Annotated in this window: 18 protein-coding genes; 10 read left to right on the top strand and 8 right to left on the bottom strand. The window is 47.5% G+C overall.

Features of this window, described 5'->3' with window-relative positions; genetic code table 11:
* Nucleotides 1–525, top strand: coding sequence for a menaquinone-dependent protoporphyrinogen IX dehydrogenase (gene hemG / locus Q4Q49_RS16600; RefSeq protein ID WP_311999895.1), 525 nt, complete (start codon nt 1–3; stop codon nt 523–525).
* 63 nt (nt 526–588) lie between these two features.
* On the opposite strand, the gene Q4Q49_RS16595 is transcribed toward hemG (Q4Q49_RS16600), so the two are convergent.
* On the bottom strand, nt 589–897 hold the full coding sequence (locus Q4Q49_RS16595) for an ArsR/SmtB family transcription factor (protein WP_006083802.1): 309 nt from the start codon (nt 895–897) through the stop codon (nt 589–591).
* A 200-nt stretch (nt 898–1,097) separates the two neighbouring features.
* Here Q4Q49_RS16595 and hemG (Q4Q49_RS16590) point away from each other — a divergent pair, with 200 nt between their 5' ends.
* On the top strand, nt 1,098–1,649 hold the full coding sequence (gene hemG, locus Q4Q49_RS16590; RefSeq protein ID WP_311999894.1) for a menaquinone-dependent protoporphyrinogen IX dehydrogenase: 552 nt from the start codon (nt 1,098–1,100) through the stop codon (nt 1,647–1,649).
* Nucleotides 1,650–1,719: 70 nt separating this feature from the next.
* On the opposite strand, the gene Q4Q49_RS16585 is transcribed toward hemG (Q4Q49_RS16590), so the two are convergent.
* The 5 genes from Q4Q49_RS16585 to def are packed head-to-tail and all read right to left on the bottom strand — an operon-like array spanning nt 1,720 to nt 7,373.
* Nucleotides 1,720–3,162 (bottom strand): TrkH family potassium uptake protein, encoded by a 1,443-nt coding sequence (locus tag Q4Q49_RS16585; protein ID WP_311999893.1) that lies wholly within the window; start codon nt 3,160–3,162, stop codon nt 1,720–1,722.
* A 20-nt stretch (nt 3,163–3,182) separates the two neighbouring features.
* On the bottom strand, nt 3,183–4,592 hold the full coding sequence (trkA, locus tag Q4Q49_RS16580) for a Trk system potassium transporter TrkA (RefSeq protein WP_006083799.1): 1,410 nt from the start codon (nt 4,590–4,592) through the stop codon (nt 3,183–3,185).
* A 15-nt stretch (nt 4,593–4,607) separates the two neighbouring features.
* Complete coding sequence (rsmB, locus tag Q4Q49_RS16575) at nt 4,608–5,894, bottom strand: 16S rRNA (cytosine(967)-C(5))-methyltransferase RsmB (RefSeq protein WP_311999892.1); 1,287 nt, start codon at nt 5,892–5,894, stop codon at nt 4,608–4,610.
* Between the two features lies 1 nt (nt 5,895).
* Nucleotides 5,896–6,852 (bottom strand): methionyl-tRNA formyltransferase, encoded by a 957-nt coding sequence (gene fmt / locus Q4Q49_RS16570; RefSeq protein WP_107403103.1) that lies wholly within the window; start codon nt 6,850–6,852, stop codon nt 5,896–5,898.
* An 8-nt stretch (nt 6,853–6,860) separates the two neighbouring features.
* Complete coding sequence (def, locus tag Q4Q49_RS16565) at nt 6,861–7,373, bottom strand: peptide deformylase (protein WP_311999891.1); 513 nt, start codon at nt 7,371–7,373, stop codon at nt 6,861–6,863.
* Nucleotides 7,374–7,498: 125 nt separating this feature from the next.
* Here def and Q4Q49_RS16560 point away from each other — a divergent pair, with 125 nt between their 5' ends.
* The 6 genes from Q4Q49_RS16560 (at nt 7,499) to hemF (ending at nt 12,515) form a co-directional block, all read left to right on the top strand.
* A complete protein-coding gene (locus Q4Q49_RS16560; RefSeq protein ID WP_006084796.1) occupies nt 7,499–8,629 on the top strand; it encodes a LysM peptidoglycan-binding domain-containing protein in 1,131 nt (376 codons plus the stop codon).
* Nucleotides 8,630–8,712: 83 nt separating this feature from the next.
* Nucleotides 8,713–9,729: a DNA-processing protein DprA gene (gene dprA, locus Q4Q49_RS16555; RefSeq protein ID WP_311999890.1), complete on the top strand. Its 1,017-nt coding sequence runs from the start codon at nt 8,713–8,715 to the stop codon at nt 9,727–9,729.
* Between the two features lie 2 nt (nt 9,730–9,731).
* Entirely contained in the window at nt 9,732–10,205 is a 474-nt protein-coding gene (locus Q4Q49_RS16550) for a DUF494 family protein (RefSeq protein WP_006083793.1), read from the top strand.
* A gap of 119 nt (nt 10,206–10,324) precedes the next feature.
* Complete coding sequence (locus Q4Q49_RS16545; protein WP_006083792.1) at nt 10,325–10,888, top strand: type I DNA topoisomerase; 564 nt, start codon at nt 10,325–10,327, stop codon at nt 10,886–10,888.
* A gap of 126 nt (nt 10,889–11,014) precedes the next feature.
* Nucleotides 11,015–11,581 carry an L-threonylcarbamoyladenylate synthase gene (locus Q4Q49_RS16540; RefSeq protein WP_006083791.1) on the top strand — a complete coding sequence of 189 codons (567 nt, stop codon included), beginning with the start codon at nt 11,015–11,017 and terminating at the stop codon, nt 11,579–11,581.
* 25 nt (nt 11,582–11,606) lie between these two features.
* Nucleotides 11,607–12,515: an oxygen-dependent coproporphyrinogen oxidase gene (gene hemF / locus Q4Q49_RS16535; RefSeq protein WP_226060051.1), complete on the top strand. Its 909-nt coding sequence runs from the start codon at nt 11,607–11,609 to the stop codon at nt 12,513–12,515.
* Between the two features lie 34 nt (nt 12,516–12,549).
* Here the strand turns inward: hemF and Q4Q49_RS16530 are convergent, their stop codons facing one another.
* Complete coding sequence (locus tag Q4Q49_RS16530) at nt 12,550–12,987, bottom strand: group II truncated hemoglobin (RefSeq protein ID WP_311999889.1); 438 nt, start codon at nt 12,985–12,987, stop codon at nt 12,550–12,552.
* A 153-nt stretch (nt 12,988–13,140) separates the two neighbouring features.
* Between Q4Q49_RS16530 and aroE the strand changes: the two genes are divergently transcribed.
* The gene (gene aroE, locus Q4Q49_RS16525) at nt 13,141–13,989 is read left to right on the top strand and encodes a shikimate dehydrogenase (protein ID WP_311999907.1); all 849 of its coding nucleotides are present in this window, start codon (nt 13,141–13,143) and stop codon (nt 13,987–13,989) included.
* A gap of 5 nt (nt 13,990–13,994) precedes the next feature.
* Entirely contained in the window at nt 13,995–14,270 is a 276-nt protein-coding gene (locus tag Q4Q49_RS16520; RefSeq protein WP_006083787.1) for a DUF1488 domain-containing protein, read from the top strand.
* A 119-nt stretch (nt 14,271–14,389) separates the two neighbouring features.
* Here Q4Q49_RS16520 and Q4Q49_RS16515 read toward each other — a convergent pair whose 3' ends face one another.
* Entirely contained in the window at nt 14,390–14,938 is a 549-nt protein-coding gene (locus Q4Q49_RS16515) for a gamma carbonic anhydrase family protein (protein WP_006083786.1), read from the bottom strand.
* Nucleotides 14,939–15,502 lie beyond the last annotated feature (564 nt).

The raw sequence follows: 15,502 nt of genomic DNA, 5'->3' as shown, positions 1-15,502 counted from the left end.
ATGCAGACGTTAATAATCTATTCGACGATTGATGGCCAAACATTGGCAATTTGCCAAAAAATGAAGATGATTGCTGAGCAGGCGGGAGAGCAGGTTTCGCTGGTCACATTAGCGCAGGCTGATGCTTTGAGCTTAGCTGATTTTGATAAAGTGCTGATCGGCGCGAGTATTCGCTATGGTAAACATAGACCTGAACTTTACCAGTTTGTGAACCGCCACCATGCGGTGCTCGATACTAAGATTAATGGCTTTTTTACCGTTAATGTCGTGGCGCGCAAACCCTTAAAGAATACGCCTGAAACCAATCCTTATATGCAAAAGTTTCTGCAGCTTTCACTATGGCAGCCACAGTTGCTTGAAGTGTTTGCGGGCAAGATTGATTATCCTAAATACGGTTTCTTCGATCGCACTATGATACGTTTCATCATGTGGATGACTAAAGGACCAACCGATATCACAGGCACCTTTGAGTTTACCGATTGGGAAAAAGTCGACGCCTTCGGTAACCGCTTTAGCCAGCACTAAAAACCATTAAGCCCCAATCACTTGCAAGCGATTAGGGCTTAAATTTAAGCTAGCTTTACCGTGTTACACTGCGCAGTAGCGGCTATGCAGAATCGAAATCACTTGGGTGACTTGTTCGTTCTTGAGCTTGTAGTAAACAATTTGCGAGCTCTTACGGGTATCCACCAGATCTTCAGCGCGTAATACGGCTAAATGCTGGGATAGTGCCGACTGGCTTAATGGCACAGTGGCATTGAGTTCAGTTACGCTCAACTCTTTGTCTAGTAATAGGCATAAAATCATTAGGCGATAAGGGTTCGCTATGGCCTTAAGCCATTTAGCCGCACTTTCCGCATTAGTTACCATTGCAGCTACATCTATGTCATTTTGCATAAGGTCACTCACTTCATCGCTTTTGATTAGATAATTCTAATTGAACACCTGTGTTTACGCAATCATACTGCTCAGCCATGCAGATCTCAATTTTTGCATCTCAGAATATGAGATACGGCTGATTTGTGATCCTATCAGAGGTTTATTTAACCTAATCTTGCCACAATGGTGACATTAACTCAGTGGATCGGTAATTCCCTATGACACGCGTTCTCGTACTTTATTTTACCCGTGGTGGCCACACGGCCAAGATTGCCAATGCAATTGCCGACCAATTAACCTTTCGTGGCGCTAAGGTCGACCTCGTTGATATCAATAGTGCTGCCGCGACTTATATCAATTGGCCCGATTACGAGGTCGTCGCCTTAGGTGCCTGCGTACTCTATGGCACCTATGATAAGAGTGTGTTCAAGTTTATCGAGCAGAATGCAGAGGCTTTGGGGGCATTGCCAAACAGTTTCTTCTGCGTCAACGTGGTGGCGAGAAATCCAGAAAAACGTATTCCTGAGAATAATAAATATCTGCAAAAGTTCATCGCCTTATCGCCGTGGACGCCAGCCGATCTTAAAATTATTGCGGGGAAAGTGGATTATCCTTCATGGCCTTGGTACGACAGGTGGATGATCCAGTTGATTATGAAGATGACCAAAGGCCCAACCGATCCTAAGTCGGTTATCGATTACACCGACTGGGCTGATGTGAAGGTCTATGCCGATCATCTGCTTGAATTAGTCGACGTTACCGCTATTTAGGACGAGTCAGGCTTAATAGAAAAGGCGCTTAACAAGTTAAGCGCCTTTTTAGTATCCAAGCTCTACTGGATTAATACTTCCAGAAACTCGGGTGGAATAACACTGCTACGGTTAGAATTTCTAAACGACCGAGGAGCATGCCGAGTGACAACGCCCATTTCGCCACATCGGGCAGGGTTGAGAAGTTACCCGCAGGGCCAATAATCGGCCCTAAGCCAGGACCTACGTTCGTGACAGCCGTGATAGCGCCAGTGAAACTGGTCATAGGGTCGAGCCCTGTGAGCACTAAAATTACCGACAAGCCAACAATCACCATTACAAACAACAGCACGAAAGTGATCAGCGAGCGCACGATATCTTCACTGATGATGCGATTGTTGTAGCGTTCCCTAAAGATACCGTTTGGATGACATTGCTGTTTCAATTGCTCGCGCATAATGGCGCCAGCGATTTGAAAGCGAAAGATTTTAATCCCGCCCGAGGTTGAGCCAGAGCAGCTACCGACAAACATTAAAAACAGGAAAGCGATGTTGGCAAAGGCGCCCCAAGCACCGTAATCCGTTAAGCCATAACCTGTAGTGGTCACCACAGAAACCACGTTAAAGCTGGATAAACGCAGCGCATCGAGGAGTTCAATGTCGCGGGTTTGCCACAGCCAAAAGCCAATAAAACAGGACACAAAGGTCAGGAAAAATAAGAAGCCTTTGACCTGAGCATCGTTCCAAATCCGCAGATCCCTTTGCTGTATGGTTTGTACAAACATGAGTAGTGGCAAACCACCTGCAGCCATAAAGAACACGCCAACCCAATGGGCCGAGTTAGAGAACGCGGCCATAGAGCTATCGGAGGTGGAATAACCACCGGTTGATAGGGTGGTCATGGCATGATTGACTGCTTGAAACCACGTCATCCCCGCCAGGTGATAGGCAACGCAACAAGCAGTTGTTAGCAAAATATAAATAAAGAATAAGTATTTAGCCATACTTTGGGTGCGTGGTACGGCTTTATCGCTCCAATCCGAAGATTCAGTGCGGAACAGCCGCATACCACCAACGTTTAAGAAGGGCAGAATGGCCACCGCCATCACGATAAAGCCAATTCCGCCTAGCCACTGCAATAAAGAGCGCCAGATTAAGATACTGTGATCCATGGTATCCAACCCCGAGAGCACGGTAGAACCTGTGGTCGTGATGCCGGACATAGTTTCAAAGAAGGCGTCGGTATAACCAATCCCGTGATACAAGGTAAAGGGCATGGCTGCAAACAAGCTAACGATCAACCACGTCAAGCTGGTCAGCAGGAACATATCGCGGATATTAAGGTTAATGGCTTTGCTCTGGCCATTGTGTAAACACAAGCTGGCACTAATACCTGTCACTAACGCCGACAGCATGAAAGAGCCCACGGTTTCCTCGGCATTGAATACGGCGAGGAGCAGTGGTATCAACATGAAGGCTGTCAGCATGGACAAAAACAGCCCTAAAATAAACAATAGTGGTCTAAAGTTCAGCATAAGTTGGCTTACTTAGGTTCTTAGAAGAAGAAAGCACTTGGTTGGAAAAGCTTCTCGACTTCGCCGACAAACTTTTTATTCACTAGGAATAAGATCACGTGATCCCCTTGTTCTATCACGGTTTTGTCGTGAGCCATTAATACTTCGTCGTTGCGGACAATAGCACCAATGGTGGTTCCCGGTGGCAACTTAATATCGCCAATGGCTTTGCCAACCACTTTAGACGTGCTGGCATCCCCGTGGGCAATCGCTTCAATTGCCTCGGCGGCGCCGCGACGTAGGGAGTAAACGTTACAGATATCACCCTGACGTATATGGGTTAACAGTGCCGAAATGGTGGCTTGTTGGGGTGAGATAGCAATATCGATGTTAGCTTCTTGGACGATATCGACATAGGCTTCGCGCTGGATCAGCACCATGACCTTTTTCGCGCCCATACGTTTTGCCAGTAATGCCGACATAATGTTGGCTTCATCGTCATTGGTGACCGCAATAAATACGTCGGTTTGATCTATGTGTTCTTCGAGCAGTAATTCTTGATCTGAAGCGTCACCGCAGAACACGGTAGTATTTTCCAGTTGCTCCGATAGGGCTTCAGCCCGTTCATACTTATGCTCAATCAGTTTAACTGAGTGGGTACGCTCAAGGCGTTTGGCTAAACCTAAGCCTATGTTACCGCCACCGGCGATCATAATGTTGCGGTAGGAGTTATCGAGCTTCTGCATTTCGCTCATCACAGCGCGAATGTGGCGACTGTCGGCGACGAAGAAGACTTCATCATCGGCTTCGATAATCGTGGTACCGCGAGGCATGATAGGGCGGCCTTGGCGGAAAATCGCCGCAACCCGGGTATCAATATTCGGCATGTGTTCGCGCAGTGCCGCTAACGCATTACCCACCAGTGGACCACCATAATAGGCACGAACGGCCACTAGGCTTAGCCGTCCTTCGGCAAATTCGAGTACTTGCAGTGCACCGGGATATTCAACAAGTCGCTGAATGTAAGCGGTCACTAACTGTTCAGGGGCGATTAATTCATCGATCACGAAGCCACCACGGGGGCGACCGTCGCTATTTTTGGTTTCACTGTCGATAAAGAGTTTATCGCGCATCGCCAGATAGGGTTCTGAGCGAATACGGGCAATTTTTGTTGGCGTGCCGAAAAGGGTATAAGCAATCTGGCAGGCGGCCATGTTGCATTCATCGCTATTGGTTACCGCGATCAGCATGTCGGCATCTTCTGCGCCCGCTTCTCTGAGCACATCGGGGTGGGCTGCATGGCCCGCCACAACGCGAAGGTCATATTTATCTTGCAGGGCGCGTAGTCTGGATTTGTCATGATCGACTATGGTGATGTCATTATTCTCACCTACCAAATTCTCGGCCAAGGTTCCCCCGACTTGACCCGCACCTAATATGATAATTTTCATGGCCTTGCTTACTTCCTAATCGGTCGCTTTTAATAAACGGGCGTAATAGAACCCATCCATATTGTCTTGTCCTGGCGTGATTTGCCAACCTATATCCTGTGGCGAATTTTGCTGGGAGAGTGTGTCTAGCTTAGCATCTGCCGTTCTCTCTAAAAACGCACTGATCTGGTCGCGGTTTTCCTGCGGTAAAATCGAGCAAGTAGCATAAAGAAGCGTGCCACCGGGTTTGAGCCACTTCCAGCAATGATCGAGAATTTGCTGTTGTAGTTCAGCCAGTTCTTCGATGTCATGGTTTTTACGTAACCATTTAATATCGGGATGGCGGCGGATCACTCCTGTGGCCGAGCATGGCGCGTCCAGTAAGATACGATCAAATTGTCCACCTTGCCACCATGAGTCAATATTGGCCGCATCGCCATGGATAAGCTCCGCTTTTAATGACAAGCGGTCAAGGTTCTGTTGCACGCGCTCGAGGCGTTTGGCATCAAAGTCGACGGCAACCAGTTTAATGCTTGGTTCAAGTTCGAGTAGATGACAGCTTTTGCCACCGGGCGCCGCGCAGGCATCGAGGATTAACTCATTCGCTTGTGGCGCCAGTAATGTCGCCGCCCATTGCGCCGCGCCATCTTGCACAGAGGCTGCACCTTCATGAAAGCGTGGCAGTGTGGCGACATCCTTTGGATGCGCCAAGAGAATGGCATCGGCACTGCTGCCTTCGCTCGCTTCAATCTCGAGTTCGGCTAAGGCGGCGAGGTATTCGGCACGGCTCTGGGATAAGCGATTATTACGCAGCCACATAGGTGGGCGTTCATGGCTTTGTTGAATGATGTCTTGCCACTGCTCGGGATAGGCTTCTTTCAAGCGCTTAATCAACCAAGCGGGCGTGTTGTAGCTTAAGGTATCTGACTCAGTGCTTAGCGGCGAAAGCTGGCGCTGAATGTTGCGCAGTACGCCATTAACGACCTTAACCATGCCTTCAAATTTTAACTGGCGACAGGCTTCGGCGGTTTCTGAAATCGCGGCGTGGCTTGGAATGCGAGTGAAGTAAAGTTGATAGCAACCTATGATCAGCAGCTGGTGGATAATCCTTTGCTTACCTTTGAGTGGTTTCGCTAGGCATTCACTGATGCGTTTCTCTATTTGCGGCAGAGTGCGCATCACGCCGTAACAGAGCTCGGCGAGTAGGGCTTTATCTTTGCCGCTGGAAAGGTGCTTTTGCTGATCGGGCAATGCCACTGAGAGTGACACGCCTTTTTCTAATACTTCGAAGATGGCTTTCGCAGCCAGTGCGCGCAAGTTCATACTATTGTGCCTCGTTTGCGAGGCGAGTATTCGGGCTAAACCATTCACCTCGTGCATTGAGTATATCGGCAACATTGAGCGGCTTTTTCCCCGGCAGCTGCATACTCAGCAGGGTTAATACGCCGTCGGCGGTGGCGACTTCTATGCCTTTTTTGCTGGCGCTGATAATAGTGCCCGGAGCGGCTGTGCTGGTGGTTTCGCTAACTTGGGTCTGCCACACTTTAATGGTATTGCCTTGGTGCTCAAAGTAACTCACTGGCCAAGGATTAAAGGCACGGACTTCTTGCCAGAGTTGTTTGGCAGATTTATTCCAATCGAGTCTGGCTTCTTCTTTACTGAGTTTTTCTGCGTAGTTCGCTAAGGCTTCATCTTGTTTTTCAGCGGCTAAGGTGCCGTTTGCTAGACCTTCGAGGGCTTGCAATAGGGCAACAGGACCTTGTTCTGCCAATTTCTCGTAAAGGCTGGCTGAGGTGTCGCTATCTTCAATCGGCAGAGTGGTTTTCAGTAGCATATCGCCGGTATCTAAACCCACATCCATCTGCATAACGGTCACGCCGGTTTCTTTGTCGCCGGCCCAAAGTGCGCGTTGGATCGGTGCGGCACCGCGCCAGCGTGGCAAAATAGAACCGTGAACGTTAATACAACCTAAACGTGGCGTATCTAATACGACTTTTGGCAGGATAAGGCCGTAGGCAACTACCACCATAATATCGGCATTCAGCGCGGCAAGTTCTTGTTGCGCGGGTTCTTTACGTAATGAACCAGGTTGATACACAGGAATATTGTTGGCGACGGCGAGTTCTTTTACTGGGCTGGCGGTCAGCTTCTTGCCGCGGCCAGCGGGTCTATCGGGCTGAGTGTAAACGCCAATCACATTGTGGTGTGAGTTCAACAGTGCTTGTAAGTGGCGAGCGGCAAAATCCGGTGTTCCGGCAAAGATGATGTTGAGTGGTTTCAAATCTGATCCTATGCTTCTTTGGCGTCCAATCGGGCCGCTTTTTCAAGTTTTTGTTTGATCCGCTGACGTTTTAGCGGCGACAGATAATCGACAAACAATTTGCCTTTGAGGTGATCCATTTCGTGTTGAATACAGATAGCAAAAAGCTCATCGGCCTCAACAATAAATTCGTTGCCGTGCCTGTCTAAGGCTTTTACCGTAACAAATTCGGCGCGATCGACTTTGGCATAAATGCCCGGCACCGACAGGCAACCTTCTTCATTGCAGAAGTCGCCGCGGCTGGCGATAATTTCGGGATTAATAAACACTTTCGGTCGTTCGACTTCATCTTGTAAGTCCATGACAATAAGTCGTTTATGGTAATCCACTTGGGTCGCGGCCAGACCGATACCTTTTTCTTGGTACATGGTTTCGAACATATCATCAATTTGAGTTTGCAGCTCGGCATTAAACACTGTGATGGGTGTGGCTTGTGTCCGCAATCTTTCGTCAGGAAATTGTAATACTTTTAATTGTGCCATACATAAACTCTTAACAAGTCTGTCAAATCTCTGCCAGTTAGTTATACTGACTGATGCTAATGGGTTAATTTTAATCTTTAGTGCCTATCAATAACAGTAAAAGCTCAAACTAAGAGCCAAACAACATGGAAATACCCATGAAACGGTTAATTTTACTCGCGTTAATGACATTCAATTGCACGTTTGTTGCCGCCGATACCCTTACGCTGAAAGCGGGGCATCCTGAGTCATATGTGGTGAAAAAGGGCGATACTCTTTGGGATATCTCCGCAGCGTTTCTAAATGATCCATGGAAATGGCCACGTCTTTGGGATGTAAACCCACAGATTGCCAATCCCCATCTTATTTATCCTGGCGATCAACTCACGCTCGTGTTTGTCGATGGTCAGCCTCGGCTTGTGCGCAACGGCGACATGGTCGACAGTGCTAAACCCCATGTGAAGAAGAGTCCTGAAGGACGGATTATTGCCAAGAGCAATGCCATTCCTGCCGTCGACTTGGCTTTGATTGAACAGTATTTAGTGCAGAATCGCGTTGTCGCAACCGACTGGCTTGCCGAGCAACCTATGGTATTGGCAGGCGAAAGCCCATCGCGTCACCATATTGTGGGTGATGTGATTTATATCGATGCTGAACTGCCGATGAATCAAAAGTACGGTGTTTACGAACGTGGTCGCGAGTTTTTCAATAAAGCGTCTGGCGAAGCGATAGGACAAGAGGCCATTTTAGCATCAACTGGGCAAGTGGTTGAGTCTGGTAAGGTTTCAAAAATTAAGTTGTTAACCAGCTTTCGTGAAACTAAAGCGGGTTTCAGAGTCATGCCGATGGAAAGTGATTCCTTGATGTCAGCTTACTTTACGCCAAAACCGGCAGAGTTAAAGACGCCAGCCGTCGTGCTTGCTATCGAATCAAAGATGCGTGAAGCGGGTAAGTTGGATGTGGTGTATTTAGATAAAGGCACCCAGGATGGGGTTGAGCCCGGAGTCGTGTTCTCTATTTACCGTGATGGCGAAGTCATCGTCATCAACAATGATGGTATGCCAGTGCCTGCCACTGAGCGCACCGCCTACGATAACTTAATGGCATCTGTCTCATCGGATCGCGCTATTCAAATGCCAGATATCTATCATGGCAAACTGTTGGTGTTCAAAGTATTCGACAAAGCGAGCTTAGGTTTGATTGTCTCCACTGAGCGGCCTGTGCGTGTCGACGATAAGTTAATTGCCCCTGAGTCTTTAGCCTTAAGAGGTCAGTAATATCTGAACATTTGGTCGATTGGTTAGTTGTTTGCGCTGTATCTGGGCTGGGACCCGCTCGGATCCAACAATTATTAACGCACATGGAAGTGGACGACCTCAGGCAAAGGTTAGAGCACGAGAGAGAAGCGCTACCTTTATCTGACCATCTGCTCCATAGTCTCGCTATTGATTATCAAAAAGTCGATGTCGCCCTCGAATGGCAGCAGCAAGCCGCTGACAATCATCTTGTTTGTTTCTCCGAACCGCTTTATCCGCCGTTATTAAAACAACTCTCAGATCCGCCCGCGGTCCTGTTCGTTAAAGGTTGTTTGGAGGCGTTAGCCCTTCCTTATCTTGCAATTGTCGGCAGTCGTAATGCTTCACCTGGCGGATTGCAGGTCGCTTATCAACTGGCTGCGGAGATGTCCTCAATGGGATTTGGTATCTGCAGCGGTATGGCTATGGGGATTGATGGCGCTGCCCATAAAGCCTGTGTTGAACATCAAGGGAGAACTGTTGCTGTGCTCGGGACTGGCATTGAGACTGTTTATCCACGAAAACATCGGCAGCTTTATCATGATATTCAGCAGCAAGGCTGTATACTTAGCGAGTTTTGGCCAGATGTCGGTCCCTTTGCGGGGAATTTCCCGAAACGAAATCGGATTATTAGCGGTCTTTCTTTAGGGACACTTGTGGTTGAAGCCTGTCGTAAAAGCGGTTCTTTAATCACAGCGAGGTTGGCGATGGAGCAAGGGCGTGAGGTGTTTGCCGTTCCGGGCTCAATCTTGGGTGGTTACCATCAAGGCTGTCATGATTTATTACGTGATGGGGCAAAACTTGTGGAAACAGCCGCCGATATAGTGGAGGAGTTGGCAAGTTTAACCGCTTACCACCTTGAAGAATTGAAGTTATGCCACCATATACAGCAAGGCGAGATTTGTAATTTGCCATTTTCGTCTCTGTTAGCTAGTGTAGGTTATGAAACTACATCCATTGATGCAGTAGTTGAACATAGTGGGAAAACGATAGATCTGGTGTTAGAACAAATGCTTGAACTTGAGTTGCAAGGTTGGGTGATTGCAGTACCCGGTGGTTACGTCAGAGTAAAGAGGAGCTAGCCATGTTTGATATCCTCATGTATCTATTTGAAAACTATGTTCACAGTGAAGTTGAACTACTAGTTGATGAAGACGAGTTAACCAAGGAACTCACTCGTGCCGGATTTCATCAATCCGAGATTTTAAAAGCGTTAACTTGGTTAGAGCGCTTAGCAGAATTACAAGAAGGGGATAAACCTTATCTTTGTAATCACGATCAGCATTCGTTTCGTATCTATACAAAGGACGAAATGGACAAGCTGGATGTGGAATCCCGCGGTTTCTTGCTGTTTTTAGAGCAAGTTAAAGTGCTGAATGTCGAAACCCGTGAAATGGTGATCGATAGAGTCATGGAGTTGGATGAGCCAACTCTGATTTTAGAAGATCTCAAATGGGTTATCTTAATGGTGTTGTTTAACGCTCCTGGTCATGAGTCCGCTTATGAGCAAATGGAAGATTTAATCTTCGAACAGCCCGAAGGCCGACTACATTCTTAATCGTTGTGAAAGATGAATTATGAGAGAAAGGAGGCTAAGACCTCCTTTTTTGATGCCATAAATTCCTTGATGGCACTGCGCTTGATATCCTAATGCGCTACGACAGGTGGTGAATGATTATGTCTAAGATTGATGAACAATTATTTAGTGCCCACGAACACGCACTGGAAAAAGAATACGAACTTTGCCCTGAATGTGGCAGCGAGTTATCGGTCAAACACAGTAAGCACGGCGGTTTTATTGGCTGTAATAATTACCCTAGCTGTAATTACACTCGTCCCTTAGTGCAGCACGAATCCATTGAAACTCAAGTTATTGAAGGTTCTGTATGTCCTGAATGCGGCCACGAACTGGCGGTAAAGTCTGGTCGATTTGGGATCTTTATCGGTTGCACTCAATACCCTAGCTGCACGCATATTGAAAAACAGGATCAAGCGAGCGACAAGCCTGATATCCCTTGCCCAGAATGTAAAACGGGTAAACTGGAGCACAGAACGAGCCGCTTCGGAAAGAGTTTTTATGCCTGTAGTGCTTACCCTAAGTGCAAGTTTATTGTGAATTATCCTCCGGTTGCTGAAGATTGCCCAAGTTGTGGTTTTGGGATCTTAGTCGAGCGTAAAGGTGCGGCGGGGATGCGTTTAGAATGTCCGCAAAAAACCTGCAAGTACAAGCGCCCCTTGTAGCGAGGCCATTGCATAATATTTGTTGCCTTAGTGCGGCTTGAGTATAATCCCCAACCGACCGTTAGATGGGGCGGCGAAGATTCGGGTAATGACAAAAACTGACAAGACGCATAAGGTGATTTGATAATGTTGCAGCTACACCCATCCGATATAAAAGACATCATTCTTCAAGGTGGCGTTATCGCTTATCCAACCGAGGCGGTTTATGGCCTAGGTTGCGACCCTGATAACGACACTGCTATCCAAAAGTTATTGGCGGTAAAACAGCGCCCATGGCAGAAAGGACTGATCTTAGTCGCCAGTGATTTTCAGCAGCTTTTAGCTTATGTTGATGAATCGCAATTGACAGCTGAGCAGCTTGAATTTGCATTTTCCAAGTGGCCTGGGCCTTTTACCTTTGTCATGCCAATCAAAGCGCATGTTTCAAAATACCTCTGTGGCGAATTTGATTCTATTGCAGTGCGAGTGTCGGCCCATGCTGGGGTACAAACCCTGTGCCGCGCGCTTAATAAACCTTTAGTGTCGACCAGTGCTAACCTTGCGGGTGAAGATCCCGCATTAACTGCCGCTGAAATCCTCGCCGATTTTACCGGTAAAATCGATGCACTGGTATTAGGCGAACTCGGCGAACAACGTCAACCCTCGACTATCATAGATGCGCGAAGCGGCAAAATTTTACGAAATGGACAATGAGCAAACCAATAATAAGGATAACAAGATGAGTGTGCCTGATGCTGCAGTGGTAAAAGCGTTTTTACTCGATTTACAAAACCGAATTTGTGCCGGTTTACAGGCTCTGGATGGCCAAGCAACGTTTGCCGCCGATTCATGGACCCGCGCCGAAGGCGGTGGTGGCACGAGCCGAGTATTAACCCAAGGTGCAGTATTCGAGCAAGCTGGAGTTAACTTTTCCCATGTGACTGGCGCCGCTATGCCGGCGTCGGCAACGGCGCATCGCCCAGAACTGGCGGGTCGCAGTTTTGAGGCTATGGGTGTGTCTTTAGTGATCCATCCTAACAATCCGTATATCCCGACGACTCACGCCAATGTGCGCTTCTTTATCGCCCAAAAAGAGGGTGCCGATCCTGTGTGGTGGTTTGGCGGTGGTTTTGACTTAACGCCTTATTATCCATTTGAGGAAGATGTGCGTGAATGGCATCAAACGTCTAAGGATATTTGTGCGCCTTTCGGGGATGAGGTTTATCCCAAATATAAGAAATGGTGCGATGAGTATTTCTTCCTGCCGCATCGTAATGAAACCCGCGGCGTGGGCGGACTGTTTTTCGATGACTTGAATCAAGCAGGATTCGATCAAAGCTTTAGCTTTATGCAAGCCGTGGGCAATGGCTTCTTAACGGCCTATGCGCCGATTGTTGAGCGTCGTAAGGATACTGAGTTCGGTGAGCGTGAGCGTCAGTTCCAACTCTATCGCCGTGGTCGTTATGTTGAGTTCAACTTAGTCTACGACAGAGGCACGCTGTTTGGTCTGCAGACAGGTGGACGTACCGAGTCTATCTTAATGTCGATGCCGCCATTAGTGCGTTGGCAATATGCTTATACGCCAGAGGCGGGAAGCCCAGAGGCAGATTTGTACGATAACTACCTCAAACCACGCGACTGGGTTTAGCCGTTAATCTTAAAAAGTGGATGCCATATCCACTTTATTGATTACGCATATGATTGGCCAGAGTTGAAATCGCCTCAAAGATGGCGGCTCGATGCTCTGGCTTTTTAATATTCTCTTCAATCGCAAACTTCATACAAAACAGCCATTGATCGCGCATTGCCTCATCAATATCGACATGCATGTGTCGTGCTCGCAATGCGGGATGACCATATTTTTGCTGATAAAGCTGCGGTCCGCCGAGCCAACCACTTAAAAATTCGAATAGCTTCTGCTCAGACTCCGCAATGGGCGCCCTATGAATGGCAAGCAGTGTTGTCGTTTCTGCCGAACTTGCCATCTTCTGATAAAAACATTTAGTTATAGCGCGGATCACCTTCTCGCCGCCGATTAAGTCATAGGCGTTAGATTGACTCGGATCGCGATCATCCTGCGGCGGAGTGTGTTTACTAAAAATCTTTTTAAGCCAGTTCATTGGAATAGTCGTTCACTAAAGTAGAGTGTTTGGAGCCGATGGCGCATTATAGCGTGAAACCTAGCGTGAAATTTAGTTGAGCATAATTCGTCTTGCGTGGGCTCAAAAGCGCGGTAGACTGCAAAGCCATTGAACCTAAAATTTCATATCGCTATGACAGACAGATACGCAGTGTTTGGCAATCCAATTAGCCACAGTAAATCGCCGTTCATCCATGGACAATTTGCCGCGCCCACCCAAGAGTCATTAACCTATGAAGCTATTCTTGCTCCGGTCGATGGTTTTGAAGCCTCATTGACGGCGTTTTTCAATGCGGGCGGCAAGGGCGCAAATGTGACCGTGCCTTTTAAGGAGCAAGCTTTTGCGCTGTGTGACAGTATCAGCCCCGAAGCCAAACTCGCTGGCGCAGTCAATACCTTAAGTTTATTGGCCGATGGCACTATTCGCGGTGATAACACCGACGGCTTAGGGCTGGTGGCCGATCTCATCGCTAACTTAGGCAGCTTGCAAGATAAGTGCGTGTTACTCATTGGCGCTGGTGGCGCGGCGCGCGGTTGTATTCTGCCATTACTAAATGCGGGAATTGCGCAGCTGACCATCAGCAATCGCACCCACACTAAGGCGCAGCTTTTAGTCGATATCTTTACTTCTGTGGATAACGGCGCTTACGCGAGTAAAGTCACCGCCGTAGAAATGAGTGAGCTTGCGGGCGAGTTCGATATCATTATTAATTCAACCTCTGCTAGCCTTGCGGGCGAGTTGCCACCTTTGCCAGCACATATCATCACCACCCAAACCGTTTGTTATGACATGATGTATGGCGCCTCGGTCACCGCGTTTAACCAATGGGCACTCTCCCAAGGTGCAGCAAAAGTCATTGATGGGCTAGGTATGTTAGTCGGACAAGCGGCCAAGAGTTTTACCTTATGGCGAGGTATTGAGCCCGACACCCAAGTGGTGTTGACGCTTTTGCGGGACAACCTAATGGCAGAGCCTAAGTAGGAAGCATGAATCAAAGTATTCTTTTCCCCGATCTGCAATATTGGGACGATGCCCAAGGGCAAATCTGTTTTATGGCGCAGTCGCAGGGGATGAACATCAAGTGCTATATCAGTGCCGCCAAATTACGTGAGCTGAATGATTTTTCTGAACAGCCGAGTACCGATGAAGCTGCTGCTATGCTGGCATTATTTGATGCGGTGAGATTTGACGCCGAAGAAATGGCAGAAGACTTAATTGAAGCCGAAGAGTTTGATGAGTTTGGCGCAGTACGCCTAGGCTAGCTTGATAGCGAGTTTCAGTGGATAGATTTTGAATCAATAAATAGCAAAAGGCGGCAGAGACTGAATGAGTCTCTGCCGCCTTTCTTTTATAGCGATACTAAGCGACTAACGCTAACTGACTAGATGTTTTGTAACTCAACTAAGTACTCGTTTTTCAGTCTGACATAGTTGTCGGCAGATTCTGGCAAAAAGGCCATTTCGGCAGGTGTTAATGGACGAGCCTGCTTAGCTGGGCTGCCTACATATAAATAGCCGCTCTGTAATACCTTGCCCGGTGGCACTAAAGAGCCCGCACCTAAGATCACATCATCTTCTAAAATCGCACCGTCGAGAATAATTGCACCCATACCCACTAATACTCGATTACCGACTTTGCAACCATGAAGCATCGCCTTGTGACCAATAGTCACATCATCACCAATAATCAGTGGATGACCATCGGGACGAGCAGCTGACTTACGCGTTACATGCAATATGCTACCGTCTTGCACGTTCGAGCGCTTACCAATACGAATATGGTTAACATCACCACGCGCCGCCACCATAGGCCAAATACTGGCATCAGTATCTAGTGCAATATCACCAACAAGCACCGAAGCTTCATCTACATACACATTATTGCCTAATTGAGGATGAATACCTTGGTAAGTTCTGAGTGGCCCTGACATAGAAAAGTCCCTAATTGAGTGGTTTTTTGCATTATAAAGGTTAAAAACTAGCTGGTCAGGTCAAATATCCAACGAACAGTGAGAAAATGACAATTATCTTAAAAATAGGGGTTGCGCACTTTCTCAATCTCCCTATAATGCGCATCCACTGACACGGCAGACAGCGAAAGCAAGCTGACGAGTTAGATAGAAATTGAATGGCTTACTCTCTGTTGAGAATGGCACTTAATTCAATCGCAGCAAGAAGTTGAAAAAACTCCTTGACGCGAAACGGGAAATGCGTAGAATACGCAGCCCTAGCCAACTGGAAGCGTTCGACGCTCAGTGTGGTACTCATCTTCTCTTACGAGGTTGAGTTGCTCTTTAACAAGATAAAACAAGAAATCTGTGTGGACACTCACAGGTGTTGAGTTAATCGAAATTACTTTACTTTCGAGTGAGTAATCAAAGAATTAAATCAATGAATGAGTGTTCATAGCAATATGTACATAATTTTGGTTTCGCTTTTTTAAAAGCGGAAACAAATGACAGAATTCATTGAGCCGCTGAAGTCGCAAGACGGAA

Source organism: Shewanella sp. SP1S1-7 (assembly GCF_031932105.1).
GTDB classification, from domain to species: domain Bacteria; phylum Pseudomonadota; class Gammaproteobacteria; order Enterobacterales; family Shewanellaceae; genus Shewanella; species Shewanella baltica.
Note: the sequence above shows the minus strand (reverse complement) of the source record. Positions and strands in the feature narration are given on the sequence as shown.

Coding starts and splice junctions, on each gene's coding strand:
- hemG (WP_311999895.1), top strand. CDS start 1: ATGCAGACGTTAATAATCTATTCGACGATTGATGGCCAAACATTGGCA.
- Q4Q49_RS16585 (WP_311999893.1), bottom strand. CDS start 3,162: ATGCTGAACTTTAGACCACTATTGTTTATTTTAGGGCTGTTTTTGTCC.
- Q4Q49_RS16540 (WP_006083791.1), top strand. CDS start 11,015: ATGTTGCAGCTACACCCATCCGATATAAAAGACATCATTCTTCAAGGT.
- Q4Q49_RS16550 (WP_006083793.1), top strand. CDS start 9,732: ATGTTTGATATCCTCATGTATCTATTTGAAAACTATGTTCACAGTGAA.
- Q4Q49_RS16595 (WP_006083802.1), bottom strand. CDS start 897: ATGCAAAATGACATAGATGTAGCTGCAATGGTAACTAATGCGGAAAGT.
- hemG (WP_311999894.1), top strand. CDS start 1,098: ATGACACGCGTTCTCGTACTTTATTTTACCCGTGGTGGCCACACGGCC.
- aroE (WP_311999907.1), top strand. CDS start 13,141: ATGACAGACAGATACGCAGTGTTTGGCAATCCAATTAGCCACAGTAAA.
- dprA (WP_311999890.1), top strand. CDS start 8,713: ATGGAAGTGGACGACCTCAGGCAAAGGTTAGAGCACGAGAGAGAAGCG.
- Q4Q49_RS16520 (WP_006083787.1), top strand. CDS start 13,995: ATGAATCAAAGTATTCTTTTCCCCGATCTGCAATATTGGGACGATGCC.
- Q4Q49_RS16530 (WP_311999889.1), bottom strand. CDS start 12,987: ATGAACTGGCTTAAAAAGATTTTTAGTAAACACACTCCGCCGCAGGAT.
- Q4Q49_RS16515 (WP_006083786.1), bottom strand. CDS start 14,938: ATGTCAGGGCCACTCAGAACTTACCAAGGTATTCATCCTCAATTAGGC.
- Q4Q49_RS16560 (WP_006084796.1), top strand. CDS start 7,499: ATGGAAATACCCATGAAACGGTTAATTTTACTCGCGTTAATGACATTC.
- trkA (WP_006083799.1), bottom strand. CDS start 4,592: ATGAAAATTATCATATTAGGTGCGGGTCAAGTCGGGGGAACCTTGGCC.
- Q4Q49_RS16545 (WP_006083792.1), top strand. CDS start 10,325: ATGTCTAAGATTGATGAACAATTATTTAGTGCCCACGAACACGCACTG.
- def (WP_311999891.1), bottom strand. CDS start 7,373: ATGGCACAATTAAAAGTATTACAATTTCCTGACGAAAGATTGCGGACA.
- rsmB (WP_311999892.1), bottom strand. CDS start 5,894: ATGAACTTGCGCGCACTGGCTGCGAAAGCCATCTTCGAAGTATTAGAA.
- hemF (WP_226060051.1), top strand. CDS start 11,607: ATGAGTGTGCCTGATGCTGCAGTGGTAAAAGCGTTTTTACTCGATTTA.